This is a genomic window from Phreatobacter sp. (assembly GCF_027532945.1).
Classification (GTDB): domain Bacteria; phylum Pseudomonadota; class Alphaproteobacteria; order Rhizobiales; family Phreatobacteraceae; genus Phreatobacter.
In genome coordinates, this window is sequence record NZ_JAPZTZ010000010.1 from 71,577 (window position 1) to 92,938 (window position 21,362).

Sequence of the window (21,362 nt, forward strand, 5' to 3'; positions counted from 1 at the left end):
CGGCGCGGCCACTAAGGTCCGCGTCCCGGGGCTGCACAGACTGCGCGACAGTGAATATTCCCAATCTTCTGACGCTCCTGCGCATCCTGCTGGTGCCGATCATCGTGTGGGCGATCGCCCAGCGGCAGATGGAGATCGCGCTCGCCGCCTTCGTCGTCGCCGGTATCACCGACGCCGTGGACGGCTATATCGCCAAGCATTTCGACCAGCAGACTGAGCTCGGCGCCTATCTCGATCCGCTTGCCGACAAGGCGCTGATCGTCTCGATCTATGTCTCGCTTGCCATTTTCGGCTTCATCCCGCCGTGGGTCGCGATCCTCGTCGTCTCGCGCGACATCATGATCGTCGGCGCCGTGGTGCTGGCGACGCTGATGGAGAAGCCGCTGACCATCCAGCCGCTGATGGTCTCGAAGGCCAATACCGCCGCGCAGATCATCTTCGCCGCGCTGGTTCTCGCGGCACAGGGGCTCAAGATCGATCTCGGCTGGGCCATCATGATCGCCATGTATGCCGTGGCCGGTCTCACCCTCGCCTCCGCCGCCGCCTATATGGTCGGCTGGACGCGGCACATGTCGACCTGACTGCGGCGCAGCACCGCGCCCCTTGAAAGCAGGGCCGCGCCTTGCGACCCTGCCATGAACCCGCATCGACCCGCCTGGCGGGCCCCAGAGAGGATCACCGGTGACGCTCCAGAGACAGGTCGGCTTCTGGATCGGCGGCCTCGCCGTGCTGGCGCTGGCGCTCTACGTGCTGCGTGGCATCCTCCTGCCCTTCGTGGCGGGGCTGGCTCTCGCCTATTTCCTCGATCCCTTCGTCAGCCGGCTCGAACGCCTCCGTGTGCCGCGCATCGTTGGGGCACTGGCGGTGATCGGCACCTTCGTGGTCGTGTTCATCGTGCTGATGCTGCTCATCGTGCCGGTCCTGGCGACGCAGCTCACTGCCTTCGTCGCCCGCCTGCCGAGCTATGTGGTCCAGTTGCAGGCGCTCGCGACCGAGCAGAACCGTGAATGGCTGCAGCGCGTCCTCGGTGACCGCCTGCCAGACGTCTCGCGCAGCGTCGCCGAACTCGTGACCCAGTCCACCGGCTGGATCGCCGGCTTTGTCCAGCAGAGCCTGTGGGCGGGCGGGACGACCTTCATCTACCTTTTCGGCCTCGTCGTCATCACGCCGGTCGTCGCCTTCTATCTGCTGAAGGACTGGCCGCGGATGATGGACAAGGTCGATTCCTGGCTGCCGCTGCCGCATAAGGAGACGATCCTCGGCCTGATGCGTGAGATGAACGTCGCCATGGCCGGTTTCGTGCGCGGGCAGGCCACCGTCTGCCTCGTGCTGATGATCTATTACGGCATGGCGCTGAGCGGAGCAGGTCTCAATTTCGGCCTCCTGATCGGCCTCGGCACCGGCTTCCTCAGCTTCGTGCCTTATGTCGGCTCCATCGCCGGGCTGCTTCTGGCCGCTGGCGTCGCCATCGTCCAGTTCTGGCCGGACTGGACCATGGTCTTCGTCATCCTCGCCATTTTCGGTATCGGCGTCTTCTTCGAGTCCTATGTGCTCTATCCGAACCTCGTCGGTGAATCGGTCGGCCTGCATCCGGTCTGGCTGATGTTTGCGCTGTTCGCCTTCGGCGCGCTGTTCGGCTTTGCCGGGCTGATGCTCGCCGTGCCGCTCGCCGCCTCCATCGGCGTCTTGACGCGGTTCGCCATCAGGCAATACCTCGCGAGCCCGCTTTACACGGGCATCACGCGGCCAGAGCCGCACTGAGGTCCGGCACGTCCGGAGAGGTGAGATGGTCCCGACCGCACCGCGGCCCGGTCCGCGGCAGATGGCCCTGGATCTGGCACTGCCCGAAAGCCTGTCCCGCGACGACTTCCTGCCCGCCGCCTGCAACGCCGCGGCACTCGGTCTCGTCGAGGGCTGGCCGGACTGGCCGGCCAAGACCGTCGCGCTGATCGGCCCGCCGGGAGCAGGCAAGAGCCATCTCGGCGCCATCTGGGCCGACATTGCCGGCGCGCGCCGCGTCGCCGCGCGGGATCTGGCGGGCATTGCTCCGGCCGATGCGCTGGCGACGGGGGCCCTTCTGCTGGAGGATGCGGGACCACGCACCTCCGAGGTGGCGCTGTTCCATCTCCTCAACGCCGCGCGCGAGGAGGACGCCTTCCTGCTGCTCACCGCGCGGGAGGCGCCGGTCTCCTGGGGCGTTGGCCTCAAGGACCTTGCCTCGCGGCTGCGGGCGCTGCCGGTGGTGGCGCTGGAGGAGCCGGGGGACGGGCTGCTGCGGTCGGTGCTGGTGAAGCTCTTTGCCGACCGCCAGCTTCTGGTCGACGGTGACATCGTCGAATATCTCGCGCGGCGGATGGAGCGGTCGCTCGATGCCGCGCGCCGCCTCGTCGCCGAACTCGACCGGGAAGCCCTGGAAACCGGCCGCCGGCTGACCCGTCCGCTCGCCGCCCAGGTCCTCGACCGGGTGATGCAGCCGAGTTTGTTGTGAAAAGCCAAGGTCACCGCCCTGTTTGACGCTTGTCACAGGGTCGTCATGATGGCGGGCGAAGGGTGACGCCGCCGCCCAGAGAGGTTCCCATGACGACCACCGAGACGAAGAAGGACGCGACGGCCCGCGTCGCCGCCGAGGTCAAGGGAACCGGCCGGAGCCAGGCCGCCGCGGCCGCATCCGCCGTTCGCGAGGTGGCTCTGCCCGTCCTGAACTCGGACCTCATCGACAAGCCTGAGCGCTTCATCAACCGTGAGCTGTCCTGGCTGCAGTTCAACCGGCGTGTTATGGAAGAGGCCTCGAACCGCAACCATCCGTTGCTGGAGCAGCTCCGCTTCCTGTCGATCTCGGCCAACAATCTCGACGAGTTCTTCATGGTGCGCGTCGCCGGCCTGCGCAGCCAGGTGCGCCAGGGCGTCGGTACGGTTTCGGCGGATGGCCTGAGCCCGGCCGAGCAGCTCGCCAAGATCTCCGAAGCCGTGGCGAGCCTTGGCTCCGACCAGCAGAAGCGCTGGCGCGAGCTGCGCGAGGACCTGCTCCACGAGGGCATCGTGCTCGTTGACGCCCATGACGTCACCAAGGCCGAGCGTGCCTGGCTGGAGGATCATTTCCTCGGCCATGTCTTCCCGGTGCTGACGCCGCTCGCCATCGACCCGGCGCACCCGTTCCCGTTCATTCCCAATCTCGGCTTCACCGTTGCGCTCGCCCTGCAGCGCATCGCCGATGGCCGGTCCATGCGCGCCCTCATCCGCGTGCCCGCGAAGATCGAGCGCTTCATCAAGCTGCCGGATCTCGCCGATACCGGCGCGCGCCGCTTCGTCACGCTGGAGCAGACGGTCGGTCTGTTCATCAACCGCCTGTTCCCCGGCTATGACGTGAAGGGGCAGGGCGCCTTCCGCATCATCCGCGACAGCGACCTCGAGATCGAGGAAGAGGCCGAGGATCTCGTCCGCCATTTCGAATCCGCGCTGAAGCGCCGCCGCCGCGGCTCGGTCATCCGCCTCGAGGCCGAGGCCTCCATGCCGGACGACCTGCGCCAGTTCATCGCCAGTGCCCTGGACGTGGTGGAGGACGAAATCTTCCGCGTCGAGGGCGTGCTGGCGCTGAACGAGCTCGCCCAGCTTGTCTCGCTGGAGCGGCCGGACCTGAAATTCGTTCCCTATGCGCCGCGTTACCCAGAGCGCATCCGCGACCAGGGCGGCGACTGCTTCGCCGCCATTCGCCAGAAGGACCTCGTTGTCCACCACCCCTACGAGAGCTTCGACGTGGTGGTGCAGTTCCTCAACCAGGCGGCGCGCGACCCGAACGTCGTCGCCATCAAGCAGACGCTCTACCGCACCTCGTCGGACTCGCCGATCGTCAAGGCGCTGGCGGAGGCCGCCGAGGCCGGCAAGTCGGTGACGGCGCTGGTCGAGCTCAAGGCCCGCTTCGACGAGGAGGCGAACATTCGCTGGGCGCGCGACCTCGAACGCGCCGGCGTGCAGGTGGTGTTCGGCTTCATCGAGCTAAAGACCCACGCCAAGCTCTCGATGGTGATCCGCCGCGAGGGCGAGAACCTCGTCACCTACTGCCACGTGGGAACGGGCAACTATCACCCGATCACCGCGCGCATTTACACGGACCTCTCCTACTTCACCGATGATCCGGTGATCGGCCGCGACGTCGCCCGCATCTTCAACTTCATCACCGGCTATGCCGAGCCGCAGGAGCTGGAGGCGATGGCCATCTCGCCGCTCAGCCTGAAGAAGAAGCTGCTGGAGCACATCGCCGAGGAGATCGCCTTCGCCAAGGCCGGCAAGCCAGCCGCCATCTGGCTGAAGATGAACTCCCTCGTCGACCCGATGATCATCGACGCGCTCTATGCGGCGAGCCAGGCGGGCGTGCGCATCGACCTTGTCGTGCGCGGCATCTGCTGCCTGCGGCCTGGCGTTCCCGGTCTGTCGGAGAACATCCACGCCAAGTCCATCGTCGGCCGCTTCCTCGAGCACAGCCGCATCTATGCCTTCGGCGGCGGCCATGGCCTGCCGCATTCCAAGGCGCGGGTCTATCTTTCGTCCGCCGATCTCATGCCGCGGAACCTCGACCGCCGCGTCGAGGTTCTCTGCCCGGTGGTCAATCCGACGGTCCACGAGCAGGTGCTCGACCAGATCATGATCGCTAACCTCAAGGACAACCAGCAGAGCTGGCGTCTCTTGCCGGACGGGACCTCGGAGCGTATCAAGCCGGCCGAAGGCGACGAAGCCTTCAACGCCCATCAGTACTTCATGACCAATCCGAGCCTGTCGGGACGTGGAAAATCACTCAAAGAATCGTCTCCCCGTCGCTTCGCCAGCCGGGTCGAGCGGGCCGCCGAGTGACCTTTTCGAGATCGCGCCCGGGCGGCTTCAGCTCGGGCCGACCATCGGCGTCATCGATATCGGCTCCAATTCAGTCCGCCTCGTCGTCTATGAGGCGCTGACGCGGTCGCCGACGCCGATCTTCAACGAGAAGGCGCTGTGCGGCCTCGGCCGTAACGTGCAGACCTCCGGCCGTCTCTCCGACGACGCGGTGGCCAAGGCGCTGGCCTCGATCCGCCGCTTCCGGGCCCTGTGTACGCAGCTGCGTGTCGGCGAGCTGCACGTGCTCGCCACCGCCGCGGTCCGCGATGCCGCCAACGGCCCGGATTTCGTCACCGCCTGCGAGGCGATCTGCGGCGTGCCGCTCCGCCTGTTGTCGGGCCGTGACGAGGCGATGTTCGCCGCCCTCGGTGTCGTCTCCGGCATCCACGATCCCGACGGCATCGTCGGCGACCTCGGCGGGGGGTCGCTGGAACTCGTCGACATCAAGGGTGCGCGCATTGGCCAGGGCGTCACGCTGCCGCTCGGCGGCCTCGCTCTCCAGGACACGTCCGGCCAGTCCGTGAAGAAGGCCGAGCGCATCGCCGCCAAGTTGGTCGCCAAGGTCGACGTGCTGAAGAAGGGCAAGGGCCGGACCTTCTATGCCGTGGGCGGCACCTGGCGCTCGCTCGCCAAGCTGCACATGGCCCATCGCGGCTATCCGCTCAACGTCATGCATGGCTACGCGCTGTCGGGCCGCGAGATCGCCGATTTCTGTTACCTCGTCAGCCGCCAACCCACCGATACGATCTCGCGCATCGACGTGGTGGCCGAAAGCCGCCGGCCGCTGCTGGCCTACGGCGCCCTGGTGCTGGAGGCTGTGGTCCGCGCCGCCAAGGTCGACCGCGTCGTCATCTCCGTCACTGGCGTGCGCGAGGGCCTGCTCTATTCGCTGCTGGACGACGAGGAGCGTGCCGCCGATCCGCTGATCTCCGCCGCGCGCGAGCTCTGCCTGTTGCGGTCGCGCTCGCCGCGCCACGGCGAGGAGCTCATCGCCTGGACCGACCGGTTCATGGAGGTCGCCCATCTCGAGGAGAGCACCGAGGAGCGGCGGCTGCGCCACGCGGCCTGCCTCCTCGCCGATATCGGCTGGCGCGCCCATCCGGATTACCGTGGCGAGCAGAGCCTCAACATCATCGCCCATGCCAATTTCGTTGGCGTCGATCATCCCGGCCGCGCCTATCTCGCCCTGGCGAGCTTCTACCGTCATGAGGGCCTGCTCGACGAGTTCATGTCGCCGCGCATCCGCGAACTGGTCGGCATCCGCCTGCTCGACCGCGCCCGAATCCTCGGCGCGGTGATGCGGGTGGCCTATCTCGTCTCGGCGGCCATGCCTGGCGCACTCCCCCGCGCGCCCCTGGCGGTTGAGGACCGGCGGCTGGTCCTGACACTCTCCGCCGACCTTGCGGGCCTTGCCGGCGAGCGGCTGTCGAACCGCCTGCGCACACTTGGACGCCTCGTCGGCCGCGACAGCGAACTGCGGGTCATCCCTTGATGCAGGTGAGATCCATCACCGGCAGGGCAGGGCGGTCACTCCGGAGTGACCTCGTTCCGTGGCCGTACCTTCTTGAACCTGCGGTCCCGCATTACCAGAATAGACCCGGTTACGAACAGTAACCGCGAATTTCGCATTGCGTCTGCCGATGGTCGGCGGCGCCAGGGAGATCCCGATGAGCCTCAAGCTCCACACCATCATCACCAGCACGCGGCCTGGCCGCGTCGGCCCGCAGCTCGGAACCTGGTTCAATGACGTCGCCAACGCCCATGGCGGCTTCACCTCCGAGCTGGTGGATCTCGCCAGCTTCAACCTGCCGGTCTTCGATGAGCCGAACCATCCGCGCATGGCGAAGTACGAGAAGGAGCACACCAAGGCCTGGGCGGCGAGCGTCAAGGCCGCCGACGCCTTCGTCTTCGTGACGCCGGAGTACAATTACGGCGTTTCGCCGGCGCTCTACAACGCGCTGACCTTCCTCGCCCAGGAGTGGGCCTACAAGCCGGCCGGCTTCGTGGCCTATGGCGGCGTCTCGGGCGGCCTGCGCGCCGTGCAGCAGATCAAGCCGACGCTGACGACGCTGAAGGTCATGCCGATCCCGCAGGCCGTCGCCGTGCCGGGCTTCGGCTCCTGGCTCGGCCCCGATGCCAAGTTCACGCCGAACGATCTCATGGCCACCAGCGCCAAGGAGGTCCTCGACGAACTGGTGAAGTGGGCGACCGCCCTGAAGCCGCTGCGCGGCTAAGCTGGCAGCCGGATCTCGTCCGGCAGGCAAATTGCATGGTGGAGACGGCCCGGTGCGTCACCGGGTCGTCATCCCATTAGCTGAGTGGACGCAGGCGAGCCCATGGCTCTAGAACGCCTCCATTCTCTCCACTGTGCCTGCCGCCGGAAAGACTTTCCGCATGTTCAAGAAGATCCTGATCGCCAACCGCGGCGAGATCGCATGCCGCGTGATCAAGACGGCGCGGAAGATGGGGATCAAGACGGTCGCGGTCTATTCGGATGCCGACCGTGACGCCATGCACGTGGAGATGGCCGACGAGGCCGTCCATATCGGTCCGCCGGCCGCGGCCGAGAGCTATCTCGTCATCGACAAGATCATCGCCGCCTGCAAGGCGACCGGCGCCGAGGCTGTCCATCCCGGCTACGGCTTCCTGTCCGAGCGCGAGGCCTTCGCCCAGGCGCTGAAGGACAACGGCATCGTCTTCATCGGCCCGAACCCGCATGCCATTGCGGCCATGGGCGACAAGATCGAGTCGAAGAAAGCGGCGGCCGCCGCCAAGGTCTCGACCGTGCCCGGCTTCCTCGGCGTGATCGAGGATGCGGCCCACGCCACCCGCATCGCCGACGAGATCGGCTATCCCGTGATGATCAAGGCCTCGGCAGGCGGCGGCGGCAAGGGCATGCGCATCGCCAATTCCGCGTCGGAAGTGGCCGAGGGCTTCACCCTCGCCAAGTCCGAGGCGAAGTCCTCCTTCGGCGACGACCGTGTCTTCGTCGAGAAGTTCATCGTCAATCCGCGCCACATCGAGATCCAGGTCCTCGGCGACAAGCACGGCAACGTCATCTATCTCGGCGAGCGCGAATGCTCGATCCAGCGCCGCAACCAGAAGGTCATCGAGGAGGCGCCGTCGCCGCTCCTCGACGAGGCCACCCGCCGCGCCATGGGCGAGCAGGCCGTCGCGCTCGCCAAGGCCGTGAACTACGATTCCGCCGGCACGGTGGAATTCGTCGCCGGCCAGGACAAGTCCTTCTACTTCCTCGAGATGAACACCCGCCTGCAGGTGGAGCATCCGGTGACCGAGATGATCACCGGCATCGATCTCGTCGAGCAGATGATCCGCGTCGCCTATGGCGAAAAGCTTAGCCTCACCCAGGACAAGGTGAAGCTCAACGGCTGGGCGGTGGAAAGCCGCATCTATGCCGAGGACCCGTACCGCAACTTCCTGCCGTCCATCGGCCGGCTGGTGACCTACCGCCCGCCGGCGGAGGGGCCCGCGGGCGAGGCCATCGTGCGCAACGACACCGGCGTCTACGAGGGCGGTGAGATCTCGCTCTACTACGATCCGATGATCGCCAAGCTCGTCACCTGGGCGCCGACCCGCGCCAAGGCGATCGCCGCGCAGGCCGACGCCCTCGACGCCTTCGCCATCGAGGGCATCCAGCACAACATCCCCTTCCTCGCGGCGCTGATGCAGCATCCGCGCTGGCAGTCGGGCACGCTGTCCACCGGCTTCATCGCCGAGGAATATCCGGAAGGCTTCAAGGCGCGTGCGCCCGAGGGCGAGGCGGCCGGCGTCATGGCGGCCGTCGCCGCCTTCATCGACCACATCCAGAACGTCCGGAAGCGCAAGATTTCCGGCCAGATGCGCCAGGGCCATCGCGTCGCCTTCGACCGCGACCGCGTCGTGCTCATGGCCGGCAGCCGCCACGATGTCGAGGTCTTCGAGGATGATGGCACCATCGCCATCCGGCTGCTGGATGGTCCCGGCGGAAGGGAACTGCGCACCCACACCGTCGCCTCGGCCTGGACGCCGGGCCAGCCGGTCTTCGCCGGCCGCGTCGACGGCAGGACGGTCAACCTGCTTGTCCGCACCATCCCCAACGGCGTGACGCTGGCCTATCGCGGCATCGCCACGACGGCCCATGTCTATACCCGCCGCGAGGCGGAGCTTGCCGCGCTGATGCCGGTGAAGGTTGCCACCGACACGGGCAAGAAGCTGACCTGCCCGATGCCGGGCCTCGTCAAGTCGATCGCCGTTTCGGTCGGCCAGGAGGTCAAGGCGGGCGAGGCGCTCTGCGTCGTCGAGGCCATGAAGATGGAGAACGTCCTGCGCGCCGAGCGGGACGGAAAGGTCAAGTCCATCGCCGCCAAGGCGGGTGACAGCCTGGCCGTGGACGCGGTCATCATGGAGTTCGAATGAGGTTGTCGACAGAGCGTTCTTTGAGCCTTGCGGCCACCGAAACGCTCTGCTAGACAGCCGCCTCGCCGGGGCAACTCGGCATGCGGTCGTGGCGGAACTGGTAGACGCGCTACCTTGAGGTGGTAGTTCTTAACCGAGTGGAGGTTCGAGTCCTCTCGACCGCACCAATTTCCTGAAGAACCCCAGCAAGGTCGCCACCCTGCTGGGGTTCTTGGTTTCAGGCGCCCCCACAGCTTGCGGCATCGTCCATGGCCCCCTCCGATTCACCCCCTATCCTCGGCGCCTTCCGCCGCATCGTCGTGAAGGTTGGTTCCTCGCTGCTCGTCGACGGTGCGAAGGGCGCGCTGCGCCAGGCATGGCTGGAGACGCTGGGTGCTGATATCGCCCGCCATACCGCCCGCGGCGCCGATGTGCTGGTCGTGTCGTCCGGCGCCATCGCGCTTGGGCGCACGCTGCTGAAGCTCCCCAAGGGGCCTCTGGAGCTCGAGCAGAGCCAGGCGGCGGCCTCCGTCGGCCAGATCGCCCTGGCGCGGGCCTGGTCGGAGGTGCTGGGCCAGCACGGCATCGTCGCCGGGCAGATCCTGGTGACTCTCCACGACACCGAGGAGCGCCGTCGCTATCTCAATGCCCGCAACACGATGGAGACGCTGTTCGGCGTCCGCGCCGTGCCGGTGGTCAACGAGAACGACACGGTGGCGACCGACGAGATCCGCTACGGCGACAACGACCGTCTGGCGGCCCGCGTCGCCACGATGGTGGGCGCAGATTGCCTCGTCCTGCTGTCCGATATCGACGGGCTCTACACCGCGCCGCCGCAGAAGGATCCTTCCGCGACGCTGATTCCCGTCGTGCCGCGCATCTCGCCGGAGATCGAGGCCATGGCGGGCGGCGCGGCCTCGGAGCTGTCACGCGGCGGCATGACCACGAAGATCGAGGCCGGCAAGATCGCCACCACGGCCGGCACGACCATGGTCATCGCCTCGGGCAAGCACGATTCCCCGCTCTCCCGCATCGAATCGGGCGGGCCCTGCACCTGGTTCCTAACCCCCACCCATCCGGTCACCAGCCGCAAGAAGTGGATCGCCGGCTCGCTGGAGCCGCGCGGCGTGCTGTGGCTCGATGCCGGGGCCGTCGACGCCCTGCGCTCGGGCAAGAGCCTGCTGCCGGCCGGTGTGCGCAAGGTGGACGGCGCCTTCGAGCGGGGCGACTGCGTGGTGGTGCGCGGGGCGGATGGAGCTGAGATCGGCCGCGGCCTCGTCGCCTATGACGCGGTGGCGGCGGTGCAGATCATGGGCAAGAGCTCGAAGGCCATCGAGGCCGTGCTTGGCTACAAGGGCCGCAACGAGATGATCCACCGCGACGACCTGGTGCTCGCGGCGGAGTGAAGGCAGGGGCTAGCGCCCCGCGCGCTTCAGCAGCCGCTCCGCGCGTGTCAGATGCGGCCTGTCGAACATCTCGCCGCCGATATTGACGACGCCGGCGCCGGGCTGCGCGGCGAAGGCCGCCACCACCTTCTGCGCCTCGGCGATCGCCGCCTCGTCGGGGGTGAAGACCGCGTTGATCACCGGTACCTGCGCCGGGTGGATGGCCATCTTGGCTGTGAAGCCGTCGCGGCGAGCCTCCTCGCATTCGCGGCGAAGACCGTCCTCGTCGCGGAAGGCCGGAAAGACCGTGTCGATGGGCTGGACCTCGGCCGCCACCGCCCCCATGAGGCACAGCGCGCGGGCGAGGCGGAAGGGTTCGGTATGGCGGCCGTCGGGTCCGCGATTGGTTTCGGCGCCGATGTCGGCGGACAGGTCCTCCGCGCCCCAGGTAAGCCCGGAGAGCCGCGGGCTTGCCCCCTGGTAGCTGCCGAGGGTGAAGACCGCCTTGGCCGTCTCGGTGGCCACCACGGTGATGCGGATGCGCCCCTCGGGGAGGGCGGCGAGGGCCTCGCGCGTCGTCAGCTTGGCGTCGAGATGGGCGACGTCGCGGCCGCCCTCGGCCTTCGGAAGCATGATCGCGTCGGGCCGCGCCGCCACCACGGCGTCGAGATCGGCGTCGGTGAGCCCGGTATCGAGGGCGTTGACCCGGACCATCAGGAGGGGCCGCTGGCTGGCGCCGGCATGGGCGGCAAGGAAGGCGCGGGCGGTCTCGCGCGCCAGCGGCTTGTTCGCGGCCGAGACCGAATCCTCAAGGTCGAGGATCAGCGCATCGGCGCCGCTCTCCAGGGCCTTGGCGAGCTTCTTGTCGGAATCGGCAGGAACGAAGAGCAGCGAGCGCATCGGCTCAGGCCCCGCGCTTCAGCACGAGGGACTGGCGCGTACATTCGGCGACCAGCTTGTCGTTCTGGTTGAAGGCGCGGTGGTGGAACTCGATCACGCCCATGGTCGGGCGCGATTTCGATTCGCGCTTGGCGGTCACCGTGCTTTCGCAATGGATCGTGTCGTTCTCGAAAAGCGGGTGGGGGAACTTCACGTCGGTCATGCCGAGATTGGCGAAGAGCGTGCCGTTGGTGGTGTCCGGCACGGAAATGCCGATGAGCAGGCCGAGGGTGAAGAGCGAGTTCATCAGCGGCTGGCCCCAGTCGGAGGCCTCCGAAAACTGCCGGTCGATGTGCAGCGGCTGCGGATTCATGGTCAGCGTCGAGAACAGAACGTTGTCCATCTGCGTCACCGAGCGGGTGATGCGGTGGCGGATGAGCTGGCCGACCTCGAAATCGTCGAAGTAGATGCCGCCGCGCGGATGGCGGCGATCGTCGGTGATGAGGGTGGTGGCGGTGACGCTGGCGGTCATGGTCGGCCTCGGTCGGGGCAGGTCGTTACGACTTCGTTTACCATAATGGAGCAGGCTCCATGGTCACGGGTCCTTCCCTCCGGACATAGCCGAGATGTTCCTCTTCCGCTCGTCAGCCGAACCGCAGAGCCGTCCCACGACGGCCACGGAAGCTGGCGTCAATCGGGTGGTTTCGGCCATCAGGGACGCAGCCGAGAAGACCGGCGCGGGTTTCGACTACCTGCTGCGCACCGCCCGCCGCGAATCGAGCCTGCAGCCGGCGGCGCAGGCTTCGACCTCCAGCGCGCGCGGCCTCTATCAGTTCATCGATTCGACCTGGCTCACCATGGTGCGGGACGAGGGGCGCAATCTCGGCCTTGCCAAATATGCCGAGCAGATCGGCCGCGATGCCAGCGGCCGGCCGACCGTCGCCGATCCGGCGGCACGCCAGCAGATCCTCGCCCTGCGTGACGATCCTGCCGTCTCGGCGCTCATGGCCGGCGCCTTCACCAACCGCAACGCCACCGAGATCCGCTCCGGCACCGGGCGAAACCCGACCGAGGGCGAGCTCTACATGGCGCATTTTCTCGGATCGGGCGGCGCGGTGCGTCTCATCAACGCCAACCAGAACAATCCGCAGGCGACCGCCGCGCGGCTGTTCCCGGAGGCTGCCGACGCCAACCGCCGCATCTTCTTCGACCAGGGCCGCCCGCGCACCGTCGCCGAGGTCTACCAGGTTCTCGCGGCCGGCCAGACGCAGCCCTTCACCGCCACCGCTACCGCCGCCTCGGGTACCGCGACGACCCTCGCCGCCGCCACCGCAGCGCAGGAGCAGGCGAGCGGTTGGTCGGCGATCCCCACGATCAATGCCGATCCGGGCCGGCCCTTCCATTCGCTGTTCTCCGGCAATGGCGGCGGGCCCATCAACGCCTTCGTCGCGGCCACCTGGACCTCGCTCGGTCGCGATGCCGCCACAGCCTCGCAGCGCGTCAATGTCGCAACCGCGCTCGGGCCGCAGGGCTCTGCCTCCGGTGCCTCCGCCGGCAGCACTGCCGCCGCGGGCGCCATGGGCGGGCCGTTCTATCCGGTGCGGGTCGACATGGCCCGCCGCGCCCAGCCGCTCGACCTGTCGAGCTTCCTGCGCCCGGACGTCCGGCGCTGAGCCGTCCCCCAAATTTCACTTAAAAAGCATGGTGAACGCTTTGTTAAGCGGCGCGCCCTAATCTGTGTGCGGCAACACGAAAATCCGTTGCGTTCCAGTTCCTTGCCGCGGTTCAGGCAGTCCCGATGATCGTACGTCATTTCCTGCGGTGGATTCAGACGGCCCCGGCCGGCGACAGGGCCGATGCGACCGCGGCTCTCGCCCGCGCCTATCTCCATTCCGATCTCGGCCGCGAGGACAGCGCCGCCGCCGAGGCGGCGATGATCACCCTGCTCGACGATCCCTCGCCGCTGGTTCGGCGGGCCCTGGCCGATGCTCTCGCGCCCTCCGAAGACGCGCCGCATACGGTCATCGTCGGGCTGCTGCAGGACCAGGCGGAGATCGCCGCCATCGTCGCCCGCCACTCGCCGCTGCTGCTCGATGCCGAACTGGTCGATCTCGTCGGGGCCGGCGCGCCGCTCGTCCAATATGCGGTTGCCCGCCGCGACCAGGTGCCGGCGCCGGTCGCCGCCGCCATCGCCGAGGTCGGCTGCCTCGAGGCCTGCCTCGCCGTCGTCGCCCTCGATACGGTCGACGTGCCGGCCTTCTCCATCGACCGCATCATCGAGCGGTTCGGCGAGGATGCCGACATTCGCGAGGCGCTCTTCGCCCGCGCTGATCTGTCAGCCGGTGCGCGCCAGGCGCTGGTGGTGAAACTCTCCGCCGCACTCTCCGCCTTCGTTGCCGGCCGTGCCTGGCTGCCCGAGGACAAGGCGGCGCGCATCGCCCGCGAGGCCTCCGACAAGGCAACCGTCGCCATCGCCGCGACCTGCGGAGGGGAGGGCATCGCCCCGCTCGTCCGCCACCTGCGCCAGTCCGGCCAGCTCTCCACCGGCCTCGTCCTGCGGGCGCTGCTCTCCGGCAATGTCAGGCTGTTCGAACAGGCGCTGGCCGAGCTCTCGGGCCTGTCGCTGCGCCAGGCCGCGGGCCTTGTTCACGACCGCCGCGGGGCCGGCTTCCGCGCCCTCTATGACCGCGCCGGCCTGCCGGCCTCGACCTATCCGGCCTTCCGCGCCGCGCTCGACGCCTGGCATGAGGACGGCCTGCCGTTCCAGCGCGGGGGCGATGCCCAGCTGCGCCGCCGCATGGTGGAGCGCGTGCTCACCGCCTATGCGCCGGTCGCCGATGGGGAGCTCGACGTGCTGCTCGCCCAGCTGCGCCGTTTCGCGGCGGAGGCGGCCCGTGACGAGGCGCGGGCCTTTGCCCGCGATCTCGTGGCCGGCCACGAGGCACTGGACGACGAGGCGGTGGAATTTCCGCTGGTGGCGGCCGCCTGAGGCGGCCTTTGCGTCACCCGATCAGGGAACGATGGAGGGCGCGCCATTGACGGCGACGAGGAGTTCCGTCGTCGCTTCGCCGAGGCGTTCGGAGAGCGTCACCGCCACCGGGTGATCCGTACCCTTGGCATTCTCACGCACAATGGCGCGGATGGCGTCAACATGCTGCAGCACCAATGCGACGGGCAGGCGGGTGTCGTCGGCGATGCCGTCGAGCAGGGCGCAGAGGCTTTCGGCGACGCGGCCGGCCAGCGGATAGCCGAAGGTCGCGGCCTCCCCCTTCAGGTCGTGGGCGGCGGTGTAGACGGCGGCGCGGTTGGCCGCGTCGAAGCCGGTGGCGGCGATGGCGTCGCGCGCCTTGGTCAGCCGCTCGACCTCCTTTGCCATCCAGTCCTCGAACTCGCTCGACAGCTCCTGCAGCGCCGCCTCGGCCCGCTCGATGGCCTCCATGTCGAAGCCGAACTCGTCGACCTTGATCTTGGCCTTCTTCGAGAAGCTTTTGAGGGTGCGCTTCGGCGTGACGACCTCGTGGTCGGCGAAGGTGTCGATGCTGGCCTCGTCGAGGCCGCCCTTCTTGCCGGTGCGGGCCGTCGGCTTGATCGGTGTCTTCGTGGCAGGCGGGTTGGTCATGGAAACGGCCTCACACGGAACTCTTGGTCTTGTCGAGCAGCGGGGCGACCTTGATCATCTCGGCCTTCTCGCCCTTGCGCCGTTCGGGTCCGACATAGCTTGAATTGTGGTTGCGCCGGCGATCCGGGCCGAAAAAGGTCTTGGTCTTGATGAAGGGCCGCGGATTGACCACGACGTTGAGAATGCGCTGGTAGAGGGCCTTGGCCGAGATCGGCTTGGCGAGAAATTCGGTGACGCCGGCATCGCGCGATTCCAGCACGCGCTTCTTTTCCGAGTGGCCGGTGAGCATGATGATCGCGACATAGGGGTTCGCATTGGCGCCGGGCTGGCGGATCATGCTGGTCAGTTCGAGCCCGTCGAAGATCGGCATCGACCAGTCGGTGATGACGATATCGGGCATGTAGTGGGTGAAGGCCTCGAGGCCCGCCGCGCCGTCTTCCGCCTCGTAGACCTCGCGGGCGCCGAAGCCGTGCAGAAGGGTTCGCACGATCCGGCGCATATGCGCGTTGTCGTCGATGACAAGGAATCGCAGCCGGTTGAAGTCGATGCGGATCATCACCGCCACCATACCGGGCGGCGATTAGCGGACCGTTAAGGCTGATGGCGGCCGTCAGGCGCCGAACTGCTCGCGCAGAATGCGCTCGTCCAGGGAATGGCCGGGATCGTGCATCAGGATCATGGACTTCGACCGGTCCATCTCCACCGAAACCTTCGCGACGTCGCGGACCTCGTGATGGTCGGCGGTGGCACTCACCGGACGCTTCGCGGATTCCAGCACCTCGATGGTGAGGGCCACCCGGTCGGGCAGGAGCGCGCCGCGCCAGCGTCGCGGCCGGAACGGCGAGATCGGGGTGAGTGCGAGGAGCGTGGCGTTCAGCGGCAGGATGGGGCCGTTGGCCGAGAGGTTGTAGGCGGTGGAGCCCGCGGGGGTGGCGATGAGCACGCCATCGGCGATGAGCTCGTCCATGCGGGCATTGCCGTCGACGGAGATCCTGAGCTTCGCAACTTGAGAGGTCTCGCGCAGTAGCGACACCTCGTTGATGGCGAGCGCGTCCTGCCGCTCGCCATGGATGTCGATGGTGGTCATGGCCAGCGGGTGGATCACCGAGCGCTCGGCCGTCCATATGCGCTCGACGAGACCGTCCTCGGCATATTCGTTCATCAGGAACCCGACGGAGCCGCGGTTCATCCCGTAGATGGGCTTGCCGGTGGAGATGTACTTGTGCAGCGTCTGCAACATCAGGCCGTCGCCGCCAAGGGCGACCACCACCTCCGCCTCGTCGCCGGCAACGTTGCCGTAGCGCGCGGTCAGCCGCTCGATAGCCTCCTGGGCCTCGGGCGCAGGCGAGGCCACGAAGGCGATCTTCTTGGGATCGGGGCGCAGGTCGGCCAAGGGGGCATCCGCCGGACAGGGAGGAAGATATGACGCGAGCCGAGAAGCCGGACGACGTCGTTCTGGTCTATACGACCGCCGCGAGCCTTGTCGAGGCGGAGACCATCGCCGAGGACCTGGTCGAGCGCCGTCTCATCGCCTGCGCCAACATCCTGCCCGGCATGCGCTCCATCTATCGATGGAAGGGCCAAGTGGAGCGCGGCGACGAGGTGGTGATGATCCTCAAGACGGTCCGCGCGCGCCTGCACGAAGCGCAGGCCCGTTTCCGCGAGGCTCATTCCTACGACACGCCGGCCTTCCTGGTGGTCGACGTGCCGGTGGGCGACGAGGCCTATCTCGCCTGGCTGAGAGCCGAGACCGCCTGAGGCTCAGCCGCGGCCGACGAAGGGCATGTCGTTGGCCATGACGGTCATGGTCAGGACGTTCACGTCGAGCGGCAGGTTGGCGACATGCACCACCGCGTCGGCGACGTGGCGCACGTCCATGCGCGGCTCGACCTTGGTGGTGAAATCCGCCTGGAGGACGCCGTTCGCCATGCGCTCGGTCATCTCGGTCGCGGCATTGCCGACGTCGATCTGCGAGCAGACGATCCGGTCGGCGCGGCCATCGAGCGAGATCGCCTTGGTGAGGCCGAGCACGGCGTGCTTGGTCGCGGTATAGGGCGCGGAGTAGGGGCGCGGCGCATAGGCCGAGATCGAGCCGTTGTTGATGATGCGGCCGCCCTTGGGGTCCTGCGCGCGCATCATCCTCATGGCCTCGCGGGCGCAGAGGAAGGAACCGGTGAGGTTGACGTCAACGACCTGCCGCCACTTCTCGATCGGCAGTTCGTCCAGCGGCACGGCCTGGGCACCCATGCCGGCATTGTTGAAGAGCACATCGATGCGGCCGAAGCGGTCCTTCACCAGCTTGAACAGGGCGGCGACGGAGGCCTCGTCGGAGACGTCGATGGGAGCGGCGACGACGGTCGCGCCGCCGGCCATGGACACCGTCTTCTCCAGCTCGTCCTTGCGGCGGCCTGCCACCACCACGGCATAACCAGCCTTGGCGAGCGCCAAGGCCGAAGCCCGCCCGATGCCGGAACCTGCGCCCGTGACCACCGCGATACGCTGAGACATGCTGATCCTCCCGATGCCGCGGGCACTGCCGGCCCGCTCTTGATGCTGGCGAGACTGGCCGAAAGCCGCGCCCCTGTCGACGGGGGCGCGGCAAGGCAGCGATGCGAAACGGTTTAAACCGCTGACCGGTGGCTCACTCGCCGCCGAGCTTCACACGCATGCCGGCATAGACGGCAGCGCCCGGCCCCTGATAGCCGAAGACCTCCTGGTAGCGCTGGCCGAAGAGGTTCTCGCCGCGCACATAGACGGTCGCATTGCGGTTCAGCGCGTGGGAAATCTGCGCGCCGACCAGCGTGTAGGCGCCGAGCCGCACGTCCGTGGCGCCGGCCGGGCCGAAGAAGCTGTCCCGCATCGTGCCGTTATGAGCGACGGTCACGGTCACCTTCGTCTTGTCGTCCGGCAGGGTCGCCACCGCCGAGAGGCTCGCGGCGTGGCGCGGCCGGCGCAGCGCCTCCTTGCCGACATAGACGCCGCCGACGAGTTCGGCCGACTGCGTGTCCGTGTAGGTGTAAGAGCCGGTCAGCGACAGCCAGCCGAGCGGGCGTGCGGTGACCGCCACCTCGACGCCCTGGCGCGTCGTCTCGAAGGGCAGGTTGATGGCCGTGCCGCCGGACTGGACGATGGCGTCGCGGACGCTGGCGCGGAAATAGGTGATGTCGGTGACGAGCTTGCCGCCGAACCAGCGCTGCTCCACGCCGGCATCCCAGCCGATGGAATGTTCGGGCCTTAGCGTCGGGTTGCCGACGAAATTGGCGAAGAAGCCGAAGAGCTCGAAGAAGGTCGGGTTGGTGACGCCCTTGCCGATGGAGGCGTGGAGCTTGGTGCCGGTGTCGAAGGTCTGGGCGGCCGTCACGCGCCAGGTCAGCGCATTGCGGAAAGCCGAGTTCCAGTCCTGGCGAAGGGCGCCGGACAGCGACAGGCCGGTCGGTAGGCTGACGAGATACTCGCCGAACAGGCCCTTGCGGTCGCGCGAGCGCCCGGCGCCGGCATAGGTGTCATTGACGAAGGGACCGAAGAAGCCGTCGCTCTCGTAATAGTAGCGGAAATGCTCGCGGGTGATATCCGCACCGCCGACGATGGTGTGGCGGGCGCCGAGAAGGCCGGGGGTCTCGAACGTATAGGCCGAGCGATACTCAGCGCGGTTGCGCTCGGTGCGCGACCAGAAGCCCTGGCTTTCCAGGAAACCGAAGGCCGAGACATAGCTGTCGCGGGCATTGGTCGATTGCTGCGAGGTGTCGGCTGAGAAGCGATGGGTCCAGGCCCCGTCAAGCAGCCTGGCGGTGGCGGCGACGCGGCCCTGGATGTCATTGGCGGTGTTGCGCCCCGTGCCGGCGGCAAGGAAGCCGTAGTTCGGATCGGTGACGAAGCCCGGTCCGAAGGCGGTGTTGCCGGGATTGTAGAAACCGCCGCGGCTGACCATCCGGAAGACGCCCTCGACGCCGAACCAGTCGGCGAGGTCGGCGCCGATCTTGGCGGAGAGCGAGCCCATGTCGGAGCCATTCGGCCGCGTGGTGCCGGGCGCAACGACGAAGCCGCCGGAGCGCAGGCCGGAGATGGAGATGGCCGCGTGGAAGGGCCCCTGCGCGCCGCGCACCGTCGCCGAACCCTGGAGCGTCCCGAAGGAACCCCCCTCCAGCCGCGCGGTCAGTTCCGGCTTGGCGAGGCCACGGCCGGACTTGGTGGTGATGGAGATGACGCCGGCCTGGGCGTTCGGCCCCCAGATGCCGGATTGCGGCCCGCGGATCACCTCGATCCGGGCGATGCTGTCCACCGGCAGGTTGGCGAGGTCGGCATCGCCGGAGTTCACGTCGTTGATCGGAATGCCGTCGACGACCACCAGCACCTGGTTGGATTCGGCTCCGCGCACGCGGGTCTGGGTGAGGCTGCCGCGCCCGCCGGACTGGTTGACCGCGACGCCTGGCACGAGGCGCAGCACGTCGGGCACGCTCGCCGCGCCCTGGTTGGCGATGTCCTCGGCGGTGATGACGGTGACCGCCGAGCCGACGCGCGGGGCTTCCAGCGGCACGTTGCTGGCGCCGAAGACGGTGATTTCGGGCAGTTGCGCCGCGGCAAGCGGCGGCTGCTGGGCGCTCGCCAGACCGGGAGCGAGGATCACGGCGGCCGTTGCGAGGAGCACGGAGAGCCGTTGGGGACGGAGAAGACGAAAGACGACAGGCATGGCGGAACTCCGCTGCGGACCCAGAAGGTCGCGGAGTTCCGGCCTGAGGAGGCCGGACGAATCCGCGACGGTGGTGTCACGGATCAAGCGGAACGGACCGCTCCCGGGCGCGCCTCCCGCACGCACGGACAGTGACGTCGCGCCGGCCGGTCTCCTGGCTCGCGGGTCGTCGCCCGGTCCCCGCCTTCCCGACGCCCGAACGGGGTGTCAGTGGCTGATGGGGGAGGGCTCACCGCTTACAGTTGCGGGGGCAGCTGCGGCCTTGCGGAGGGCTGTGAGACCCGCCGCGCACCGCATTCCCGTGGCCGTCCCTTGCGGGCGGCCGCCGTCGCGAGACCCATGAATGCGCCGGGTTGCGACAATGTGTCAATCCGGCGGCTGGCGGACCCGCACATGCGAAAGGCCCGCCGTCGCCGGCGGGCCTCGCAGTCAAGGCGCTCAGCCGTGGATCAGATGGACGGGGTCCACTGGGCCGGAACGAGCTGGAAACCAGCGCCGTCCTTGGCGATGTAGCCGTTGGCCGGGAAGGGCGCGTGATAGAAATGCACGCGGGACTTCTCGCTCGCGGCCATGTCGAGGAACTGGCGGCGCGTGGCGCGGGCGGCATCGGCGTCCATGTCGAAGATCGCCGACCAATCGGGATTGCGCACGAAGAGGGCGGGGTGGTTGGTCAGGTCCGCCATGTAGAGAAGCTTGGCGTTGCCCGACGAGATCATGAACACGCTGTGGCCCGGCGAATGGCCGAAGGCCGGCATCGAGGTCACGCCAGCGGCAACCTCGGCGCCCGGCTTGAACTGCTTCACGGCGGAGGCCACCGGCGAGAAGACGCGGCGGCAGTTCTGGAAGGCGCCGCGCATGGCCTCGGGAGCGGCGTTCATGCGCTCGTCCGACATCCAGAAGGCCCATTCCGGCTCCGGCACCTGGATCTCGGCATTCGGGAATACGGCGGTGCCGTCGCGCAGGCGGATGCCGTTGATGTGGTCACCGTGGAAGTGGCTGATGATCACCGAGGAGACGTTTGCCGGATCGAAGCCGGCGGCGCGGAAATTCGCCATCCAGGTGCCCGAGGTCGGGGCGCCGGTATTGCCGTTGCCGGTGTCGAGCAGGACGACCTTGCCGCCGGTCTCGACGACGAGGGTGTTGAAGGGGATCGGCACGGCGTTGGTCGGCAGGAAGGCCGAGGCCATGGCGGCCTGGACGGCCGGCAGCTCGGCATTGCGGACGAAGCCCTCGAGCGGACGGGCGAAGAAGCCGTCATTGATGGCGGTGACGGTGATGTCGCCGACCTTGTAGCGGTAGAAGCCGGGGGCCTGGACCGCGGCGGCCGCTGCCTGGGCAAAGACCTCGCGCGAGGCGCCGGTCAGGAAAGCCGGGGCGGCGAGGGCCGCAGCGCCGGTGGCGAGGGCATGGCGGCGATTGATCGTGGTCATGGTGTCCTCCGACAGGGGCGCAGCCGACGGCAAGCATCCGAGCGGCGAGGCAGTAAATTGCCGGAACGGGCCCGCCGTCCAGTGCTTGTCACATGAATGTG

19 protein-coding genes, 1 tRNA gene and 1 riboswitch are annotated in these 21,362 nt (G+C 68.0%); of the genes, 12 read left to right on the forward strand and 8 right to left on the reverse strand.

The genetic code is table 11. The annotated features are described in order from the left end of the window. The first annotated feature begins 50 nt into the window (after positions 1–50). The 9 genes from O9344_RS08270 to proB all read left to right on the forward strand — a co-directional run bounded on the left by O9344_RS08270 (position 51) and on the right by proB (position 10,667). Entirely contained in the window at positions 51–581 is a 531-nt protein-coding gene (locus O9344_RS08270) for a CDP-alcohol phosphatidyltransferase family protein (protein WP_298475081.1), read from the forward strand. Positions 582–681: 100 nt separating this feature from the next. Beyond that, positions 682–1,761, forward strand: coding sequence for an AI-2E family transporter (locus O9344_RS08275; RefSeq protein WP_298475083.1), 1,080 nt, complete (start codon positions 682–684; stop codon positions 1,759–1,761). Positions 1,762–1,786: 25 nt separating this feature from the next. Beyond that, positions 1,787–2,488, forward strand: coding sequence for a chromosomal replication initiator DnaA (locus tag O9344_RS08280; RefSeq protein ID WP_298475085.1), 702 nt, complete (start codon positions 1,787–1,789; stop codon positions 2,486–2,488). Between the two features lie 89 nt (positions 2,489–2,577). Beyond that, a complete protein-coding gene (locus O9344_RS08285; protein WP_298475087.1) occupies positions 2,578–4,845 on the forward strand; it encodes an RNA degradosome polyphosphate kinase in 2,268 nt (755 codons plus the stop codon). A 43-nt stretch (positions 4,846–4,888) separates the two neighbouring features. After that, positions 4,889–6,358, forward strand: coding sequence for a Ppx/GppA phosphatase family protein (locus tag O9344_RS08290; RefSeq protein ID WP_298475173.1), 1,470 nt, complete (start codon positions 4,889–4,891; stop codon positions 6,356–6,358). A 175-nt stretch (positions 6,359–6,533) separates the two neighbouring features. Beyond that, a complete protein-coding gene (locus tag O9344_RS08295) occupies positions 6,534–7,100 on the forward strand; it encodes an NADPH-dependent FMN reductase (RefSeq protein ID WP_298475089.1) in 567 nt (188 codons plus the stop codon). Positions 7,101–7,260: 160 nt separating this feature from the next. Next, on the forward strand, positions 7,261–9,282 hold the full coding sequence (locus O9344_RS08300; protein WP_298475091.1) for an acetyl/propionyl/methylcrotonyl-CoA carboxylase subunit alpha: 2,022 nt from the start codon (positions 7,261–7,263) through the stop codon (positions 9,280–9,282). Positions 9,283–9,364: 82 nt separating this feature from the next. After that, positions 9,365–9,449: transfer RNA gene (locus tag O9344_RS08305), tRNA-Leu, on the forward strand. An 81-nt stretch (positions 9,450–9,530) separates the two neighbouring features. Continuing rightward, on the forward strand, positions 9,531–10,667 hold the full coding sequence (gene proB, locus O9344_RS08310) for a glutamate 5-kinase (RefSeq protein WP_298475093.1): 1,137 nt from the start codon (positions 9,531–9,533) through the stop codon (positions 10,665–10,667). Between the two features lie 9 nt (positions 10,668–10,676). Here proB and O9344_RS08315 read toward each other — a convergent pair whose 3' ends face one another. Next, complete coding sequence (locus O9344_RS08315) at positions 10,677–11,546, reverse strand: CoA ester lyase (RefSeq protein ID WP_298475094.1); 870 nt, start codon at positions 11,544–11,546, stop codon at positions 10,677–10,679. A 4-nt stretch (positions 11,547–11,550) separates the two neighbouring features. Then, positions 11,551–12,057: a MaoC family dehydratase gene (locus O9344_RS08320; RefSeq protein WP_298475096.1), complete on the reverse strand. Its 507-nt coding sequence runs from the start codon at positions 12,055–12,057 to the stop codon at positions 11,551–11,553. Positions 12,058–12,151: 94 nt separating this feature from the next. Here O9344_RS08320 and O9344_RS08325 point away from each other — a divergent pair, with 94 nt between their 5' ends. Further along, a complete protein-coding gene (locus tag O9344_RS08325) occupies positions 12,152–13,198 on the forward strand; it encodes a lytic transglycosylase domain-containing protein (RefSeq protein WP_298475099.1) in 1,047 nt (348 codons plus the stop codon). Between the two features lie 125 nt (positions 13,199–13,323). Next, entirely contained in the window at positions 13,324–14,514 is a 1,191-nt protein-coding gene (locus O9344_RS08330) for a DUF2336 domain-containing protein (RefSeq protein ID WP_298475101.1), read from the forward strand. A gap of 21 nt (positions 14,515–14,535) precedes the next feature. On the opposite strand, the gene O9344_RS08335 is transcribed toward O9344_RS08330, so the two are convergent. The 3 genes from O9344_RS08335 to O9344_RS08345 are packed head-to-tail and all read right to left on the reverse strand — an operon-like array spanning position 14,536 to position 16,537. After that, positions 14,536–15,144, reverse strand: a complete 609-nt coding sequence (locus tag O9344_RS08335; protein WP_298475103.1) for an Hpt domain-containing protein — start codon at positions 15,142–15,144, stop codon at positions 14,536–14,538. A gap of 10 nt (positions 15,145–15,154) precedes the next feature. Continuing rightward, on the reverse strand, positions 15,155–15,700 hold the full coding sequence (locus O9344_RS08340) for a response regulator (RefSeq protein WP_298475105.1): 546 nt from the start codon (positions 15,698–15,700) through the stop codon (positions 15,155–15,157). Positions 15,701–15,754: 54 nt separating this feature from the next. Next, positions 15,755–16,537 (reverse strand): NAD kinase, encoded by a 783-nt coding sequence (locus tag O9344_RS08345; protein ID WP_298475107.1) that lies wholly within the window; start codon positions 16,535–16,537, stop codon positions 15,755–15,757. A 29-nt stretch (positions 16,538–16,566) separates the two neighbouring features. Between O9344_RS08345 and cutA the strand changes: the two genes are divergently transcribed. Continuing rightward, positions 16,567–16,902, forward strand: coding sequence for a divalent-cation tolerance protein CutA (gene cutA, locus O9344_RS08350; RefSeq protein ID WP_298475109.1), 336 nt, complete (start codon positions 16,567–16,569; stop codon positions 16,900–16,902). Between the two features lie 3 nt (positions 16,903–16,905). Here cutA and O9344_RS08355 read toward each other — a convergent pair whose 3' ends face one another. The 3 genes from O9344_RS08355 to O9344_RS08365 all read right to left on the reverse strand — a co-directional run bounded on the left by O9344_RS08355 (position 16,906) and on the right by O9344_RS08365 (position 21,261). Continuing rightward, positions 16,906–17,652 (reverse strand): SDR family oxidoreductase, encoded by a 747-nt coding sequence (locus tag O9344_RS08355; protein WP_298475111.1) that lies wholly within the window; start codon positions 17,650–17,652, stop codon positions 16,906–16,908. A gap of 133 nt (positions 17,653–17,785) precedes the next feature. Further along, positions 17,786–19,831, reverse strand: coding sequence for a TonB-dependent receptor (locus tag O9344_RS08360; RefSeq protein WP_298475113.1), 2,046 nt, complete (start codon positions 19,829–19,831; stop codon positions 17,786–17,788). 126 nt (positions 19,832–19,957) lie between these two features. Continuing rightward, positions 19,958–20,176: riboswitch (cobalamin riboswitch) on the reverse strand. Positions 20,177–20,280: 104 nt separating this feature from the next. Then, complete coding sequence (locus O9344_RS08365) at positions 20,281–21,261, reverse strand: MBL fold metallo-hydrolase (protein WP_298475115.1); 981 nt, start codon at positions 21,259–21,261, stop codon at positions 20,281–20,283. Between the last annotated feature and the right edge of the window lie 101 nt (positions 21,262–21,362).

Excerpts from the sequence above, each read along its gene's own strand:
- O9344_RS08280 (WP_298475085.1), top strand. The coding sequence starts at position 1,787 with ATGGTCCCGACCGCACCGCGGCCCGGTCCGCGGCAGATGGCCCTGGAT.
- O9344_RS08285 (WP_298475087.1), top strand. The coding sequence starts at position 2,578 with ATGACGACCACCGAGACGAAGAAGGACGCGACGGCCCGCGTCGCCGCC.
- O9344_RS08295 (WP_298475089.1), top strand. The coding sequence starts at position 6,534 with ATGAGCCTCAAGCTCCACACCATCATCACCAGCACGCGGCCTGGCCGC.
- O9344_RS08300 (WP_298475091.1), top strand. The coding sequence starts at position 7,261 with ATGTTCAAGAAGATCCTGATCGCCAACCGCGGCGAGATCGCATGCCGC.
- proB (WP_298475093.1), top strand. The coding sequence starts at position 9,531 with ATGGCCCCCTCCGATTCACCCCCTATCCTCGGCGCCTTCCGCCGCATC.
- O9344_RS08315 (WP_298475094.1), bottom strand. The coding sequence starts at position 11,546 with ATGCGCTCGCTGCTCTTCGTTCCTGCCGATTCCGACAAGAAGCTCGCC.
- O9344_RS08320 (WP_298475096.1), bottom strand. The coding sequence starts at position 12,057 with ATGACCGCCAGCGTCACCGCCACCACCCTCATCACCGACGATCGCCGC.
- O9344_RS08325 (WP_298475099.1), top strand. The coding sequence starts at position 12,152 with ATGTTCCTCTTCCGCTCGTCAGCCGAACCGCAGAGCCGTCCCACGACG.
- O9344_RS08330 (WP_298475101.1), top strand. The coding sequence starts at position 13,324 with ATGATCGTACGTCATTTCCTGCGGTGGATTCAGACGGCCCCGGCCGGC.
- O9344_RS08335 (WP_298475103.1), bottom strand. The coding sequence starts at position 15,144 with ATGACCAACCCGCCTGCCACGAAGACACCGATCAAGCCGACGGCCCGC.
- O9344_RS08340 (WP_298475105.1), bottom strand. The coding sequence starts at position 15,700 with ATGATCCGCATCGACTTCAACCGGCTGCGATTCCTTGTCATCGACGAC.
- cutA (WP_298475109.1), top strand. The coding sequence starts at position 16,567 with ATGACGCGAGCCGAGAAGCCGGACGACGTCGTTCTGGTCTATACGACC.
- O9344_RS08355 (WP_298475111.1), bottom strand. The coding sequence starts at position 17,652 with ATGTCTCAGCGTATCGCGGTGGTCACGGGCGCAGGTTCCGGCATCGGG.
- O9344_RS08360 (WP_298475113.1), bottom strand. The coding sequence starts at position 19,831 with ATGCCTGTCGTCTTTCGTCTTCTCCGTCCCCAACGGCTCTCCGTGCTC.
- O9344_RS08365 (WP_298475115.1), bottom strand. The coding sequence starts at position 21,261 with ATGACCACGATCAATCGCCGCCATGCCCTCGCCACCGGCGCTGCGGCC.